General features: G+C 34.7%; 13 protein-coding genes. 4 read left to right on the forward strand and 9 right to left on the reverse strand.

The genetic code is table 11. The features are described 5' to 3' along the window. Positions 1 to 18 precede the first annotated feature (18 nt). Entirely contained in the window at positions 19 to 837 is an 819-nt protein-coding gene (locus QLQ95_RS23040) for an AraC family transcriptional regulator (protein WP_482501896.1), read from the reverse strand. 101 nt (positions 838 to 938) lie between these two features. Between QLQ95_RS23040 and QLQ95_RS23045 the strand changes: the two genes are divergently transcribed. Continuing rightward, the gene (locus QLQ95_RS23045; RefSeq protein WP_428238485.1) at positions 939 to 2147 is read left to right on the forward strand and encodes an MFS transporter; all 1209 of its coding nucleotides are present in this window, start codon (positions 939 to 941) and stop codon (positions 2145 to 2147) included. A gap of 57 nt (positions 2148 to 2204) precedes the next feature. Here QLQ95_RS23045 and QLQ95_RS23050 read toward each other — a convergent pair whose 3' ends face one another. The 4 genes from QLQ95_RS23050 to QLQ95_RS23065 form a co-directional block, all read right to left on the reverse strand. After that, positions 2205 to 3128, reverse strand: a complete 924-nt coding sequence (locus tag QLQ95_RS23050) for a M23 family metallopeptidase (protein WP_428238486.1) — start codon at positions 3126 to 3128, stop codon at positions 2205 to 2207. A gap of 158 nt (positions 3129 to 3286) precedes the next feature. Beyond that, on the reverse strand, positions 3287 to 4867 hold the full coding sequence (locus QLQ95_RS23055) for a sodium:solute symporter (protein ID WP_428238487.1): 1581 nt from the start codon (positions 4865 to 4867) through the stop codon (positions 3287 to 3289). Continuing rightward, the gene (locus QLQ95_RS23060) at positions 4864 to 5928 is read right to left on the reverse strand and encodes a Gfo/Idh/MocA family protein (protein ID WP_343543882.1); all 1065 of its coding nucleotides are present in this window, start codon (positions 5926 to 5928) and stop codon (positions 4864 to 4866) included. Before QLQ95_RS23060 ends, QLQ95_RS23055 begins: the two co-directional genes overlap by 4 nt. A 129-nt stretch (positions 5929 to 6057) precedes the next feature. Continuing rightward, positions 6058 to 8574, reverse strand: a complete 2517-nt coding sequence (locus QLQ95_RS23065) for a right-handed parallel beta-helix repeat-containing protein (RefSeq protein ID WP_482501897.1) — start codon at positions 8572 to 8574, stop codon at positions 6058 to 6060. A 502-nt stretch (positions 8575 to 9076) separates the two neighbouring features. Between QLQ95_RS23065 and QLQ95_RS23070 the strand changes: the two genes are divergently transcribed. Then, on the forward strand, positions 9077 to 10753 hold the full coding sequence (locus QLQ95_RS23070) for a glycoside hydrolase family 28 protein (RefSeq protein WP_482501898.1): 1677 nt from the start codon (positions 9077 to 9079) through the stop codon (positions 10751 to 10753). 174 nt (positions 10754 to 10927) lie between these two features. On the opposite strand, the gene QLQ95_RS23075 is transcribed toward QLQ95_RS23070, so the two are convergent. The 4 genes from QLQ95_RS23075 to QLQ95_RS23090 form a co-directional block, all read right to left on the reverse strand. Beyond that, the gene (locus tag QLQ95_RS23075) at positions 10928 to 11764 is read right to left on the reverse strand and encodes an amidohydrolase family protein (protein ID WP_482501899.1); all 837 of its coding nucleotides are present in this window, start codon (positions 11762 to 11764) and stop codon (positions 10928 to 10930) included. A 6-nt stretch (positions 11765 to 11770) separates the two neighbouring features. Further along, entirely contained in the window at positions 11771 to 12568 is a 798-nt protein-coding gene (locus QLQ95_RS23080) for an SDR family oxidoreductase (protein WP_482501900.1), read from the reverse strand. Positions 12569 to 12873: 305 nt separating this feature from the next. Continuing rightward, a complete protein-coding gene (locus QLQ95_RS23085; protein ID WP_482501901.1) occupies positions 12874 to 13887 on the reverse strand; it encodes a zinc-binding alcohol dehydrogenase family protein in 1014 nt (337 codons plus the stop codon). Positions 13888 to 13897: 10 nt separating this feature from the next. Beyond that, entirely contained in the window at positions 13898 to 14755 is an 858-nt protein-coding gene (locus tag QLQ95_RS23090; RefSeq protein WP_482501902.1) for a fumarylacetoacetate hydrolase family protein, read from the reverse strand. A 364-nt stretch (positions 14756 to 15119) separates the two neighbouring features. On the opposite strand from QLQ95_RS23090, the gene QLQ95_RS23095 reads away from it, so the two are divergent. Both QLQ95_RS23095 and QLQ95_RS23100 read left to right on the forward strand, forming a co-directional pair. After that, positions 15120 to 16268: an ABC transporter substrate-binding protein gene (locus QLQ95_RS23095; RefSeq protein ID WP_428238494.1), complete on the forward strand. Its 1149-nt coding sequence runs from the start codon at positions 15120 to 15122 to the stop codon at positions 16266 to 16268. Further along, positions 16265 to 17413 carry a CaiB/BaiF CoA transferase family protein gene (locus QLQ95_RS23100; RefSeq protein WP_095930706.1) on the forward strand — a complete coding sequence of 383 codons (1149 nt, stop codon included), beginning with the start codon at positions 16265 to 16267 and terminating at the stop codon, positions 17411 to 17413. Before QLQ95_RS23095 ends, QLQ95_RS23100 begins: the two co-directional genes overlap by 4 nt. The last annotated feature ends 56 nt before the right edge of the window (positions 17414 to 17469 follow it).

Raw genomic sequence — 17469 nt, forward strand, 5'->3', positions numbered from 1 at the left:
TTTTGTGTAAATTATAATCTAAGCAATCATTCTCTCAGATTCATTTTCATCTTCTAAAATATAATTAGAAGGCGTTTTGCCCAAATGTTTTTTAAACATGTAAATGAAAGCGCTTGTAGTTTCGTAACCTAAATTAAAGGCAATTTCTTTGATCGATTGTTTTTCGCCCAAACGTTTTATGGCTTCTAATAATTTTAAACGTGTACGCCAGTCGCTGAAATTCATTCCTAATTCTTTAATAAACAAGCGAGACAAAGTTCTCGTACTCATAAAAGAAATTTCGGCGTAATATTCGATCGTGTTTTTGCTGGCAATATCTTCCATTAAAAGCTCTACAACTTTTTGAAGTCTTTCGTGATTGGTTGTTGGCAAGAAAGTCGCACTTGGTTCGATTAAAGCCAATTCATCCAAGAAAACAGAAATGATTCTTTTTTGTGGTGGAGTCAGATTTCCTTCGATTCCAAAAGAAATGATTTTAAAAACCAACTGCTTTAAAAACATCGGAATATCAAACGAAAAACTATTTGTTGGCAATCCTTCCATTGCCGATGGATCGATAAAAACGCTGTAATAATTAACGTCTTTCTGAAAAGTAACCTGATGTTCTACTCCGCCTGGAAGCCACAAACCCTGTAAAGGATTCACAACCCAAATATGATTGCCCACTACAACGTTCATCACGCCACGAGTTGCATAGATCAACTGGCCTCTTGGATGCGAATGAGAAATACACATTTCGTTGGTTACCATTTCGGTATAGCCAATAACAGGAATCGATGGATCAAGTCTGTATCCATGTTCCTGCGCCATCCGATATGTCCGAATCTGGTTATTCATTGTCCAAATATAGCAATTCTGACATTACTATTCTTTTAATCTTTGCAAAAAATAATACAGCTGTTGTTTTTAAACTTAATTTAAAAATCAAAAAATACCACATGGACACTATTAAAGCAAATCCTGACATAGTTAAAAAAACCACTTATTCGATCTTATTCATCATCAGTTTTTCCCATTTAATTAATGATCTTTTACAGGCTGTTGTTCCTTCAATTTATCCGCTTTTAAAAGAAAATTTCAGTTTAAGTTTTACTCAAATTGGTATTATTACTTTGACTTACCAAATGGTTGCCTCTATTTTACAGCCGTTTGTGGGAATGTATACCGATAAAAACTCAAAACCATATTCACTGATTGTGGGAATGTGTTTCACAATGATTGGACTTTTCTTTGTTTCTATCGCTTCGAGTTTTATCAATTTATTATTATCAGTAAGTTTAATCGGAATTGGTTCTTCGATTTTCCATCCTGAATCTTCACGTGTGGCGCATTTGGCTTCGGGCGGAAAAAGAGGTTTGGCACAGTCTATTTTTCAATTGGGAGGAAACGCTGGAAGTGCTATCGGACCTTTATTGGCAGCCTTTATTGTTATTCCGCACGGACAATCTTATATCGCTTGGTTTTGTATTATTGCGTTAGTTGGTGTTTTTGCATTGTATAAAATTGCAATTTGGTATACTGCACATCTATCTGAAAGAAATGCGAATAAAGCTTCTCATCAAATCGAAACGCATCATTTGTCTAAAAACAGAGTAATTGCTTCATTGATTATCTTATTGATTCTGATTTTCTCTAAGTATTTCTACATGAGTAGTATTACGAGTTACTATACTTTCTTCTTGATAGATAAATTTCACATCACAATTCAGCAGTCACAAGTCTATTTATTTTTATTCTCGGGTGCTGTTGCTGCTGGAACTTTAATTGGTGGACCAATTGGAGATCGATATGGTAGAAAATATGTAATCTGGGTTTCTATTTTAGGAGTTGCTCCGTTTACTTTAATGTTACCTTACGTTTCTTTATTTTGGGTTGGAACTTTATCTGTAATCATCGGATTGATTCTTTCTTCGGCATTCTCAGCGATTCTCGTTTATGCTACTGAATTATTGCCTGGAAAAGTCGGACTTGTGGCTGGCCTTTTCTTCGGATTTGCTTTCGGAATGGGCGGTTTAGGTTCTGCTATTTTAGGAAAAATTGCTGATGCTACTAGTATTGAATATGTATTTAAGATTTGTGCATTTCTGCCTTTGATTGGGGTAATTACTGGGTTCTTGCCTAATTTGGAGAAGAAAATTAAAAACTAAAATATTTTACATATTAAAAACAAAAAAAGCTCTAAAATATTTTAGAGCTTTTTTGTTTTACAATAACTTCTTATTTGAACTGTACTTTTCTTTTTCTTGAGAAGTCATTTCTTTAGAAAAAACTTCATCATTATATTTTACAGTGTACTTCTTATCGCTACGTAAATTTTGATATCCTTCTGCTGTATAAAAAATTGGCATCACAGATTTTTCAAGTATTCTAACCTTTTTACCATCTATTCCCTCCACTTCTTCATCAGAAAAATAATAGACATTGAATTTAAAAATATGATTCTTATCATTATCAACCACATTATCCATTACACCAATTACAGAACCTGGGTAGATTTGATCATTAAGCTTTACAGAAAGTGATTTTTCATCAACACCAATATAAGATGCATTAGTACCGTCTGCATGATCTACTATAATTTCTGTTCTAAAGATCGTATTTCCTTTATCTGCAACTGTAAATTTTCTTATTTCCGTCACGATACCTTTTCTCATTGCACATATAGTATCTTTCGTTTTAGAATATACGGCATAGTTCTTCCATATTTCAGGTTTTACATTAAACCTAAAAGACTCATATATTGCGACTTCTTTATTTTCTTTAAATGGAAGAAAGTACACAATAGAATTATCTAATTGCGGGTTTATAGAACCTTTTTTATAACTATATGTATAGGAACAATAGATTGGTTTTTCTTTATCAATAGGATCTAATTTAAAAAGCGTTCCCGAATCTTGAGTTAAATTCAAATTATAAGTTTTTCTAAATGAAGAAAGATCTTGAACATTTGCAGCACTTTCTAAATCAAACTCTACAAAATAATTCCCTAATACTGATTTAGTATAATTGTACTCTACACTATTGTCTCCTTTTTTTACACTAGTAATAAAAATCTTCTGATTCTGTGAAGAAATTTTATGAATAGAAATAAGAGATAAAATTAAAACCGCTACTATACTCTTTGACATAATTACATTTTTATCATTAAACATTGTTTAAAAAGCGATGCAAATGTAATACAAAAACTACAAAATATTTAAATTAAAGTAATCTTTTTACTATTTATTTTTAATTCTTTTTTTAATTGAAATTAGAAATCGACTATTTTTAAAATCCTTTGAATCCACTAATTCCCATTAAAAACCAAATACAAAACCAAAATCGTCAACCCTAACAACCCAAACAAAAACTTAACCTTTTTACTAGTTTTAGGAATATCCCTTTCATCTGAAACATTAACTTCAGGATTTTTATCGGTTAAAGAAATAATAACTGCTGTAATTAAAAGCACAGCAAAAATGTAAAAGGAAATCAATAAAAAGTGAGGCCAAGCTGGATATTTATCCGCAGGAAAAATCCATAGATACAAAACCCCAACAAACAAACTAAAAGCAGAACCCCAAGAAAGAGTTGCATTTACGGCTTTTTTCGTAGTACGTTTCCAGAAAACACTCAAAAGGAAAACAACAGATAACGAAGGCGCCAGGAAACCTAAAACCGCCTGAAAAATATTGAATAGATTCTGCCCTTTTATATTGTCAATTGCAACGGCAATCAGAATTGCAAATACACATCCGGCAGCAATTGTTAATCGGCCAATTTTAATCTGATCCTGAATCGTCGCCGTCGGGTTGATTTTCTTTACATAAATATCATTCGTAAAAACAGTGCTCAAAGCATTTAAAGAAGAACCAATTGTTCCCACCAAAACGGCAATCATCACACAGATTACCAAGCCGTTCATTCCGCTTGGGAAAAGATTCGTAACCATGGTCATATAAGCTAAATCAGAATTGCTTCCTAATTCTGGATATAACGCATAACACAAAATTCCGGGAAGAATAAACAACGGCAATGCCATTACTTTTAACCATCCAATAAAGTTTACGCCCAATTGTCCCTGCTCCAAATTTTTAGCTCCTAAAACACTCTGGACCATCGATTGATCGGTACAGAAAAAAGCAACTGCAGCTACAGGATATCCCAATAAAATAGCTGGCCACGGATAATGCGCATCATCTGAAGGACGGATTAAATTCCAGAAGTTAGAAGGAGTTTTAGCAATTAAAACATCGATTCCACCTAGCTTTTGTAAACCTAAAAAGGAAAGTGTCAATGAAACTACAATCAGCAAAATCATCTGAAAAACATTCACTTTGGCAATCGCTTTTAATCCTCCTGCAAACGTAAAAATTCCAGAGAAAATCACTAAAACGGTAACGCTCTGCCACATCGGGATTCCCAAAATCTGACGTACTAAAACGCCTCCGCTAAATAATCCTAAAGACAGCCAGCTTACTAATATTTTTACCAAAGCATACCAAGCCAAAATATTCTGCGTACTATCGCCGTAGCGTTTTCCCATATATTCGGGCATCGTGCTTACTTTACTTGCAATATATCTTGGCGCAAAAACCATCGCTAAAAGCAGTAAAAAAACAAAAGCGTACCATTCGAAATTTCCTGCTACAATTCCCGTTGCGTAACCAATACTCGCAAAAGCCAATAATGACGAAGGCCCAACATTGGTTCCCCACATATTAAACCCGATGCTGTACCAGTTTAGTGAATTTCCGGCCAGAAAAAGCGTTTCGTTTTTCTTTCTCTGCTTCATACTTACCACATATCCAATGACTAATAAAGCCACTAAATAACCCGCAACAATTACAAAATCGAGCGTGGTTAATTTATCGTAGATACTGTTCATAGTCCGTATTCGTTAAGAATATCGGCGATTTTAACCGGCATTCCAGTTTGCAAAGATTTATCCATTGCTTGTAACAAAGCCACAGTTCCAATTCCTTCTTCCATGTTTGGATAAGCTTCAAAACCTTGCTCGATACTGTCTGTAAAATATTCTAAATAATTCTGATATTCCCCGCCGTGATGACTTTGTCCTTCAAAACGAAAATAATATTTTATCGTGCTGTCGCCCCAAGTAATTACTTTTTCTTCGCCAGTTTTATCAGTAACGGCATAACGTAATTCGTGATAATCGGCTTGACTTGCCCCTTCTGTTGCTCTTAAAATTGTACTCATGCCACTGTCACGTTGCGCTGGTTGAGTCGGCGAAGTATATACACCGCTGACACGTGCAATTCTTCCGTCAGTTGCTTTAAAGATAAAATGCATCGTATCTTCATTTTTCAAACCTGCATTTTGTCCGTTACTGCTGATCATTCCGTAACCCATCACTTCCTGAATATTCGGTAAATACCATCTGATGAAATCTACAGGATGACTCAGACCTCCGTACAGCCATTTAAACGATTGCAAAAGCGACCATTCTTTCTTCAAAAACCATCTGTGATCAGCATGGTATTGGGCTTCAATAGTAATTAAATCTCCAATTAAACCCGCTTCATAATCGGCTCTTTGCCTTTTGGCTGGTTCGAAGAAACGGGAACTTTGCCCAATAAAAACTTTCTTTCCTGTTGATTTGCTTAATTCTAGTAATTCTTTTGCATCAGAAAGATCATCGATAAAGGGTTTTGTACAAACGACATGTTTTCCACTTAATAAAGCTTGTTTTACATGCTGTGCATGAAGATGATCTGGCGTATAAATCGCTATAATATCAATTGAAGAATCATTCAATAAATCGTCATAATTAGTAGTGTACGAATGAAAATCGAATTCTTTTGCTCGCTGTTTACACAATTCTTCGTTTCGGTCGCATATCTTAACGAGTTCTAGTTTTGAACTTTCTATAGCAGCAGACATTGTGCTTCGTCCTTCTCCAAGTCCTAGAATGGCTATTTTTAACATTGGTTGTGGTTATTTTAGATTGTTGATTTTAGATTTTAGATTATTTCCGAAATCTTCTTTTAGATTAGTTTTATTTTTCACGCAGATTAAGCAGATTGAGCAGATTTTCTTTTTTCTTGGATCTTTCTTCTATTTTTTCTCCTCTACACTTACTTTATTCAAGAAAATCCACGTTTCGTCTGGTTTTGCACCTTCAATTCCCGATTGGTATTTTTTCATTAAGGCGTTCCATTGATCTACTTTAGGATTATTTTCAGTTGTCTTTGGATTTAGTTTATCCAAATTTTCTCCTTTCGGAATACTGATTACCAAAATTAATTGTCTGTCTTTTTTGAAAACCTGCAATTGCTGAAAATCGGCATTACAGAAACCTTTTGCTACTTCTGGCCATTTTTCGAATTGCGTTTTGTGGTACTCAACATATTCTTTTTGTCGTTTTTCATCAACAGGAAGATTCGCTGTTAACACAATATTTTCCCAATCTGATGCTGGTTTTGAATCTTTACATCTTTCGAAGTTTTGGAAATCGTAAACTAGATCTTCATAGATTTTAATTTCTAAAGAAGGGAAAGCGCCCGCCAGTTTTCGTTTTGTTCTTTCGGGTTGATTCATTTTTCCGTAAATCACCAAATGATTTTTCCATTGATACAATTCCTGACCTACAATTCTAAACCCAACCAAAGTCGATTTGATTTTTTCGATATCAAAATCAGAACCTATCAATTCGATCGCATACGGTTTTGGCATTTCCTGCAAGCCCCATTTTTCATCAATTACAACTTCCTTTTCTAAATCTTTGTAAGGCGCTCTGATTCCCGCTGCATCTTTTATTTTAGTACTTACATACGGATCGTTGTGTTCCCAAATATTTCCTTTTGGACCGTTATGGTTTTTAAGAATTTTCTTTTCGGCGATCCAATTGTTTTTAATCGTAAAACCTTCACTTCCTTCATCGGTATACAGATACAGCCATAAAAACGGATCGTGCGCATACGGACTGTTGTACACTTTGTCTATATAATTTTCTTCGATTCGGCTGTTTGGCTGAGCCGAAAGCGTATAAATTCCAGCCACATCATGTAAATGTTTGGCATAATGATGAATTTTATTTCCCAGAATTTTATTGTTCTGCATCACGTTTGGCGTGTGTGTCCAACCCCATCCCATCGCCATTCCAGAATACGATACATCCGAAATTTCGTTGTGTTCAATCGTAATATTTCGAACAAAACCTGCACTGATTCCTAAAGTTCCCCAATCTTCATTGGTTACATTGGTGATTAAATTATCCGAAATAACTTCATCCGAACACATTTCTCTTTCATCTTTTATGATTAAAGGCAAATGCGCTTCGAAAGCTTCTTCGGAGAAAATTCCAACATTGATGGCACTTCCGCCAATATCTTTAAATAAATTTCCTTTTACTGTATTGTGATTCGTTCCTTTATTTAAATCTAAACCAGTCGAAGACAAATGCTCAAAACGGCAAGACTCAAACTGAATATTATTAGCATAATTTACTTCAACCGCTGCACGAGGTCTTCCCACCCAAGCCTGATTTTCTAAACTGGCTTGATTTGGAGTTCCTGGAACTTTCAATTTATAAGCGTCTAACAAATACAAACCAGATTGCAACGGCACATGACCTTGCTGCGAAGGACGAAGCCAATTACTGTGCTGAAACGAAATTCCTTTAAATTGAAAATGATGAACAGGCGAATCAATCGTTCCTTTTACTTCAACCAGATTTTCTAAAACAGGCGCAGTTACAATTGCCGAATTAATTTCTTCTCCAGCTCTCGAAATATAATAGATTTTAGCATTTTTCTTGTCCAAATACCATTCTCCAGGCTCGTTTAAAAGCGAAAAAGCATTGTTTAAGAAATAAGCTGAATTTCCGTTGTTTTTAGAAATCCACGGCGCTGGCCACGGATGCTCGCTTTGAATACGGCTTTCTGGTTCTTCAAACGAAAGTTTGGCACTGTCTTTTTGAACTTCGATATTTTTGATTCGAAGGTTAGCGTTCGACCACCATTGCACAATAAACATTTCCATTCCCGGTTCAAACTTCACCGATTTATCTTTAAACGGAATCCAACAGGTTTGTTCCTGATGATTCCACGATAAAATGCGTTCCATTGTAGTTCCCGCAGTATTTTTGGCTATTACGGCTTTTTTGCCATTTACCCATAATTGCCTGTAATCAATTAGGTTTCCTGCTTTTTTAGGCGCATCAGCTACCCAAACAGCACCTTTTTTTAGTCCGTTGATAACCGTTGTCGATTTCGTCCAGTTTTTAATTTCGATTCCACCGCTTATAATGGGTCTTGCATTTACATCGGCTTCGATTGTAGTCGGACTGTCTGCTGTTCCTGAATCTTCAGGTCGAACAAACAAAGGTTCGTTTAAATAATACGTTCCATTCATTACTATGATTCGGATTCCGTCTTTTATCGATGGATCTTTTAAACGGCGAAGTTCTCTAGCTTTTCGCATTGCCATATGAACTGTTGCCAGCGGATTTGATTTTGTTCCGAGGTTCGAATCTTTTCCTGATGGTGAAACCCAGATTTCAGCTCCACTTGCCGAAATTGTGAATACCATTAAAAAAACAATCAGTAATTTGTTGAAAGGAATTAAACGCATTATTTATAGTATTGATTTTTTTCTTAAGCTAAAATTACGAGGCATTTATTTAAAGCGCTATAATTTTTACAAATAATTGTATTTTTAACACTTTTACCAAATAATAGGGACAATTTAGAAGAATATAAAATTACATGTATCCTGTACCCTCCTGCAATGTTGTCTTTAAGACCAAACGCTTAAAAAATTGGTTTTCTATTATTTTCTGATTTGGCAAACAAAAAAAGTTAAATTCACAAAAAATCTGTGATAAAGTCTATAAAACTGTCATTTCATACTATTTTTTTAATAGATTTGTGTAATCGATTACATTAAGTATTTCAAATTAAAAATGCATAATTATATTTATTGAATAAAAATTTACAGCATAAAAAATTGAATTACCAGTAAATCGAAAAAAAGTTCATAAGACACCAAAATCACTAAGATGCTATGTTTCTCACTTGAATCTTAGCATCTTAGCCACTTAGAACCTTAAAATACTAACTATAATATAATACGAATGAAAACTAACCGAAAAACCCTTTTATGTGTAGCTCTCGCCTCTTTTGCTTTGAGTTTCAATACAGTTTCTGCACAAAAATCTGCTGATACTTATAAAAATATTGAGTTTAAAATGGCTGAAGTCCAAGAACCTGTAATTCCGAATTACAGTGTAAATTTAAAAGACTTTGGAGCAGTAAATGGCGGTTATGTTTTAAATACAAAAGCTTTTGCTGATGCTATTGATGCGCTTTCTAAAAAAGGCGGAGGAAAATTAATTATTCCACCTGGGATTTGGCTCACGGGACCGATTATCTTAAAAAGCAATATCGAACTTCATGCTCAAACTGGCGCTTTAATTAAATTCTCAACAGACAAAACTTTATATCCCATTATCGAAACCAGTTTTGAAGGCATAAATACTTGGCGATGCATCTCTCCTATTTATGGTAAAAATTTAGAGAACGTTGCTTTTACTGGAAATGGCGTTTGGGATGGTTCTGGCGAAGCTTGGAGACAAGTTAAAAAAAGTAAACTAACAGACGAGCAATGGAAGAAATTTGTTGCTTCTGGCGGGGTTTTAAATGAAAAGAAAGACAGCTGGTATCCTTCTGAACAATATTTAAAAGGTGCTAAAGGTGCCGATCAGAACATTCGTCATGATTTGAAAACTAAAGAAGATTTTGAAGCAATTCATGATTTTTTGCGTCCGGTTTTAGTTAGCATTCAAAACAGTAAAAGAGTCATGTTCGACGGACCAGTTTTTCAAAATTCTCCTGCTTGGAATATTCACCCTTTATTAATTGAAGATTTAATTGTTCGAAATATTACCGTTCGCAATCCGTGGTTTTCTCAAAACGGTGACGGACTTGACGTTGAATCTTGTAAAAATGTAGTTATCGAAAATTCAAGTTTTGATGTGGGTGACGATGCGATTTGTATTAAATCCGGAAAAGATAAAGACGGACGTGACAGAGGCGTTCCTTGCGAAAATATCATTGTGAAAAACAATATCGTGTATCATGGACATGGCGGTGTTACGGTTGGAAGTGAAATGTCTGGAGGCGTAAAAAACCTGCATGTTTCCAATTGTACTTTTATGGGAACGGATGTTGGACTTCGTTTCAAAAGTACTCGCGGACGTGGTGGTGTTGTAGAAAACATTTATATCTCAGACGTTTTTATGACTGATATTCCGTCACAAGCTATTTCTTTCGATTTGTACTATGGAGGAAAATCAATCGCTGAGACTTTAGCAGAAGGTGGAAATACTGTTAGCACAAAAGCAATTCCGGTAAACGAAGAAACACCTCAGTTTAAAAATATCGTGATCAAAAATATCACAATCAAAGGCGCTCAGCAAGCAGTATTTTTACAAGGTCTTCCCGAAATGAATTTAGAAAATATTGAAATCACAAACTTGATTGCTAAAGCACAAAAAGGTTTTTCTATAATTGATGCCAACGGAATTAAAATCAGCAATGCTCAATTGGATATTGAAGCAAAAAATGCTTTCGAAATTTACAATACTAAAAACCTTTCGCTAAAAAATATCGAGTTTAATCCTTCTTCATCAAATGTGATTACTATTAACGGTGAAGCGAGTAAGAATATTGATTTAAGCGGTTCTAAGATTAATTTTTCTAAGACGACTACTATTGATAAAAGCGTTCCTAAAAAAGCGGTTAAATTTTAATTTTTCTTGAACCATATAAGTTATATAAGTTCATTTAATAAAATGCGAATAAAAAAATCTCGCAAAGACGCCAAGTCGCTAAGAAAATAAAACTTTGCGACTTGGCGTCTTTGCGAGAACTATTTAAGAACCAGCTAAATTGAACTTATATAACTTATATGGTTAAGAAAAAAACTAGCTGTTTAGTTTATAAAATTCGTTCGCATTCTCAAACCAAATCTTATTCTGATCTTCAACAGAAAACTTCGAAATATAATCTTCCAAAGTTTTTACGACTTCATTGTAATCAGAAGCTACATTTAGAACTGGCCAGTCAGAACCATACATCAATTTATCAATCGAAAAATTTTCAAAAATAACATCCAAATACGGTTTCAAATCTTCTGGTTTCCAGTTTTTCCAATCGGCTTCTGTGACCATTCCTGAGATTTTACACCAGACATTGTCGTATTTTGCAATTTCTTCAATGCCACTTTTCCAAGTATAAATAGTTTCTGATTTAATATCTGGTTTGGCAATATGATCGATTACAAATTTTTGGTCTGGAAAATCTTTTACCAAGCTTATTGCAGCTGGTAATTGACGTTCAAAAATCAATATATCGTAAGTATAATTGAAAGGTTTTAAAGCTGAAATTCCATTTCTGAATTCCATTCCATACATAAAATCATCCGCTTCGCCTTGAACGACGTGTCTAAAACCTTTCAGCTTTTTTTGATCTGAAAAGAATTCCAAACGTTCTTCGATATTCTCATTTCGTAAATCTATCCAACCGACAACACCTTTTATGAAATCATTTTGAGATGCTAAATCCAATAAAAATTGAGTTTCTTCCTCAGACTGACTTGCTTGAACAGCAACACAGCCTTCAAACTTATTGTCGCTTAATAATGGCTGTAAATCTTCTGGAAGGAAATCTCTTTGGATATTCTGCATAGTTTCGTCGATCCAGCCGTCTCGAACGGGATCAAACTTCCAAAAATGCTGATGGGAATCTATTCTTTTACTCATAATTTCTTAGTTAACATCGCTGATTAAAGCGCGGTCTAAATGTACGTAACCTCCATCCACAAAAACAAATTGTCCAGTAGTATGCGATGATTTTTCTGAAATGACAAAAAGTGCTGTATCTGCAATTTCTTCTGTTTTAGTCATACGACTTTCTAAAGGAATACTTTTATTGATTTTATTCAAAACAGTTTCGCCATCTGGCAATGTTTTAATCCAATCTTCGTAGGCTGGCGTATAACTTTCGGCAATAATAATCGCATTTGAACGAATTCCGTACTGAATCAAATCTACTGCCCATTCTCTAGTTAAGCCCAAAACGCCGCCTTTCGCAGCAGCGTAACCCGAAGTCCCGCCTTGACCAGTTAAAGCCACTTTTGAACCAATATTTAAGATATTTCCTTTTGATTCTTTTAAGTACGGAAGTGAATATTTAGCCAAAAGAAAATAACTCACTACATTCAATTTCAAAGAATTCATAAAATCTTCGTAGCTTGAATCTAATCCTGCGCCGTCATTAACGCCGACATTATTTATGATGGCATCGATTCTTCTGTACTTAGCTCCAATTACTTTTACAGCGTTTTCTATTGCAACAGGATCAGTTACATCAGTCTGTACAAATAAAGAATTAACGCCTCTTTTTTGAAGTCTTTCCACGTATTCGAAACCTCTTGCGTTTCTGTCAACTAAAACCGGGATTGCGCCTTCATCTGCCAATCTATTTACGATTGTTTCTCCGATACTGCCTTCTTTTCCAGCCGAACCAGAAACGACAACTATTTTATTTTTTAAGTTTAAATCCATTTTTGTGGGTATTAAGATTTATTTTTAAACACATAGAAACATAGTTTTTAAAACCGCTCAAAGGCGTTTCACTTGCATTAACACACATAGCTATGTGTTAAGAAACTAGTTTCTTTTTTATTCTCTTTTTTTTAAACAAAAAATCTATGTTTCTATGTGTTCAATATTTTTGCAGCATTTTTGTCATTTCGACGAAGGAGAAATCTCCACGAGTAGCTCCATCAAGAAATTCGCCAATCTTTGTTGAGTTTCTTACGAAGATTTCTCCTTCGTCGAAATGACAAATAGTACTTTACAATATACTTTTAGTCTATTTCAATTAATGCTTTGATCACATTATTTTTTGGATCAATTAAGTTACCAAAATCAGTAATCATTTCAGAAAAACTTGTTCTGTGTGTGATGTATTTTTTCGGATCGATTTTTCCTTCTTTCAAACATTTCATTACATATTCGAAATCTTCGATCGTTGCATTTCTACTGCTCATTAAAGTCGATTCTCTTTTATGGAAATCAGGATGGCTGAAACTTAATTCGCCTTTTTGCAGTCCAACCAAAACAAATCTTCCGCCATGCGAAATATAATTAAAAGCGCTGTTCATTACTTTTTGGTTTCCTGTTGCATCAATAACCACGTTTGCCATATCGCCGTTTGTCAATTCAGCTAATTTTTGAGCAACATCATCGTTTAACGGATTAATCGTTTCGTCTGCATTTAATTCTGTTTTACAGAAGTTTAATCTGTAATCATTGATATCCATTACAATTACTTTTGCTCCTGCAATTTTAGCAAACTGAATTAAGCCAATTCCGATTGGTCCTGCTCCCATTACCAAAACGGTATCAGTTGGTTTTACTGCTGCTCTTCTAACTCCGTGCGCTGCAATTGCTAACGGTTCAACCAAAGCCAGTTCATCATAATCTAAACCTTGACCGTGCAGTAAATATTGTTCTGGGATCGACACATATTCAGCCATTCCGCCATCAATATGAACTCCGAAAACTTTGATATTTACACAGCAGTTTGTCAATCCGTTTCGGCACGCAACACATTTTCCGCAGTTGAAATACGGAATAAAAGTCACTTTATCTCCCGGCTTGAAACCTTCAGCATTTCCTTTTACATATTCTGCTGCCAATTCGTGACCTAAAATTCTTGGATATTCAAAATAAGGCTGAGTTCCGCCAAAAGCGTGAATATCAGTTCCGCAGATTCCGATTCTTTTGATTTTCAATAAAACTTCCCCTTCTTTTGGTTCTGGAATACTGGTTTCTTTTAGTAGAAATTCCTGCGGTTTTTCGCAAACTATATATTTCATTTTTACTTTCTTAATTTTTTTGATATGCTACAGCTTTCTGTTTGCTTGTTCCTAAACCTTCAATTCCTAATTCAACAACATCGCCCGCTTTAATGTAAATCGGATCTGGTTTTATTCCTAAACCAACACCCGGAGGCGTTCCAGTACTGATAATATCACCCGGAAGCAAAGTCATAAACTGACTTAAATAATGTACTAAATAAGGAATTTTGAAAACTAAATTTAAGGTATTGCTATCTTGGTATTTTTTACCGTTTACCGTTAGCCACATCTTTAAATTGTCTACATCTGCGATCTCATCTTTTGTAGCCAAAAATGGTCCAAGAGGCGCAAAAGTGTCACTTCCTTTTCCTTTTGCCCATTGTCCGCCGCGCTCCAGCTGAAAAGCTCTTTCGCTATAATCGTTTAATAAAGCATAACCAGCAACATAATCTAAAGCCTCTGCTTCTTCAACGTAACTTGCTTTTTTTCCAACTATAAAAGCCAATTCAACTTCCCAATCTGTTTTTTCACTATTCTTTGGAATAATCAAATCATCATCTGGCCCGCACAAAGAAGTTGTCGATTTAAAGAAAATAATCGGTTCTGTCGGAATCGGAGCATTTGTTTCTTTACAATGATCGACATAATTTAAGCCAATACAGATAATTTTTGAAGGCCTTGCCACTGGCGAACCCAAACGTACTGAAGCATCTACTTCTGGTAAAGTTGGATTGCTTTCTAATGCTTTTTGTAATTTTTCTAATCCGTTTTCTTCAAAGAAACTTTCGTTAAAATCGGTTACAATCGAAGAAACATCATATCTCTTTTCTCCAATTAAAACTCCAGGTTTTTCTTTTCCGATTTCTCCAAAACGTATTAATTTCATAATCGTATATTTTTAATTGTTAGTTTATATTTCATGGTAATTCTTCATTTATAAATTAAAAATTCTTCAAAAGAACAAAACAAAATTAATAAATGTAAAAAATACAATTACAAAAATACTTTTTAAAAATTAATATCCGAGATATATTTTATTTTCCATTAATGAAAATGACTAAACTTTAAATTTTTATAACATTTTTTAGACGGTTTGTAAAAATTATATCACTAATTGTCCTTTTCTACAAAAAGATTCTTTAATAAATAAAGGATTTCTTGTGCATTTAAATCTTATTTCTACTTTTGTAATTGTATTTTTTACATTTATTATTTCAAACGATTTCATTACCCAAAATTCCTATATAAAAATGATAAAATTAAAAGGCATAACTTGGAATCATACAAGAGGTTTGCTTCCTATGGTTGCCACATCACAGCGTTTTACAGAACTACATCCTGATGTTGAAATTTCTTGGGAGAAAAGAAGTTTACAAGAGTTTGCAGATGCTTCTATTGAAGACTTAGCCAAAAGATTTGATTTACTGGTAATTGATCATCCTTGGACAGGTTTTGGAGCACAGACCAAGGCGATTCTTCCGTTATCTGATTATTTGTCAAACGAATATATTAAAGATCAAGAAAATAATACTGTTGGAAAATCGTACGGAAGTTATGTTTTTCACGATAAATTATGGGCGTTGCCAATCGATGCCGCAACTCCGGTTGCCTCTGCCCGATTGGATCTTTTAAAAAAAAACAATTTAGAAGTTCCTAAAACTTATGATGATTTATTGGCTTTAGCGAAAAAGGGTTTAGTCGCTTTTGCTGGAATTCCGGTAGATGTTTTAATGAGTTTTTATATGTTTTGCTGCAGTTTGGGTGAAGCTCCTTTTCTTTCGGAAGAAAAAGTGATTTCCGAAACCACAGGAATCAAAGCGCTTCAAATGTTTAGAGAATTAGCACAATTAATTGATCCAGCTAACTTCAACCGTAATCCAATTCAAGTTTACGAAGCAATGGTGAATTCAGACGAAATTGCCTATTGTCCGTTCGCTTATGGCTATTCTAATTATTCTCGCATTGGCTACAGCCAAAACCTTTTACATTTTTATGATTTGGTAAAATTGAATGATAATCCGATGATTTCTTCTTTGGGAGGAACTGGATTAGCGGTTTCTTCATTCAGCGAACATATTGATACTGCTATAAAATATGCTGAATTTACTTGTTCATCTCAAGTTCAACAGAATATTTATACCGATAATGGCGGTCAGCCAGGACATTTACAAGCTTGGAAAAGTGAGCGAATTAATGGTGTAACTCACGATTATTTCAAAAATACACTTCCTGCTTTAGAACGCGCTTTCCTTCGTCCGAGATATTACGGACATATGTATTTCCAAGATCATGCTGGAGATGTGGTTCGCAATTATTTGATGAATGGCGGAGACGAATTAAAAGTATTGGAAGAAATGAATTCGCTTTACGCGGAATCTCTAAAAATCCAAACCGTATGAGACCTTTAGAAGGATTAGTTGTTCTGGAATTCTGCCAGTTTTTGGCAGGACCTTCAGCTGGTTTAAAATTGGCTGATTTGGGCGCACGCGTCATCAAAATCGAGCGTCCTGTAAAAGGTGAAGCTTGCAGACAATTGAGCATCAAAGATTTATTTGTAGACGATAGCAGTTTGCTTTTTCATACGATAAACCGAAATAAAGAATCTTTTGCAGCCGATTTAAAAAATCCTGACGATTTAGTTTTAATCAAAAAACTAATCGAAAAGGCGGATATTATGACGCATAATTTCAGACCCGGAGTGATGGAAAAAATCGGTTTAGATTTTGAAAATACGCTTTCTATAAATCCACAGATTATTTACGGAACCATTACAGGTTACGGAAATGAAGGTCCGTGGGCAAAAAAACCGGGACAAGATTTATTGTTACAATCGCTTTCTGGATTAAGCTGGTTAAGCGGACGCAAAAGTCAAGGCCCAGTTCCGTTTGGATTGGCTGTAGCCGATTTAATGTGCGGGAATCATTTTGTACAAGGAATCTTAGCAGCACTTCTAAAAAGAGCTAAAACCAAAAAAGGAGTTTTGGTAGAAGTGAGTTTGCTAGAATCTATTCTCGATGTACAATTTGAAGCGATTACTTCTTTCTTAAATGATGGAGGCCAATTACCTGAACGCGGCGATATTAAAGGAAGTGCACATGCTTTTCTGAGTGCTCCTTATGGAGTTTATCAAACGCAGGATGGTTATTTGTCTCTTGCCATGGGTGATTTACTTTTTATTGGAAAAATATTAGGATTGGATTTAAACGCTTTCGCTGATAAACATCTTTGGTTTGAAAAACGCGATGAAATCAGAACAATTTTAAGCGAAAGAATTCAAACCCAAAATTCTGATTATTGGATCGAAATCCTGCAGAAAGAAGGGATTTGGTGCGGAAAAGTGTTCAATTACGAAGAATTAGATAGTCAATCTTTTGTAAATGAATTACAATTGAAACAAACCGTAAAAAATACTGACGGCGAAACTTTGGTAACAACCAGAAGTCCAATACAATTGGATGGAGAAATTCTGTTAAGCGAAAAAGCAGCACCAAAAGTAGGACAAGATAATTTAAGCATACACAAAGAGTTTATTCAAGTTAAATGATACGCAACAGCTTAAATCAAAATCTGTGCAAATCTGCTTTAATCTGCACAAATCTG

Source organism: Flavobacterium sp. B330r (assembly GCF_056824325.1).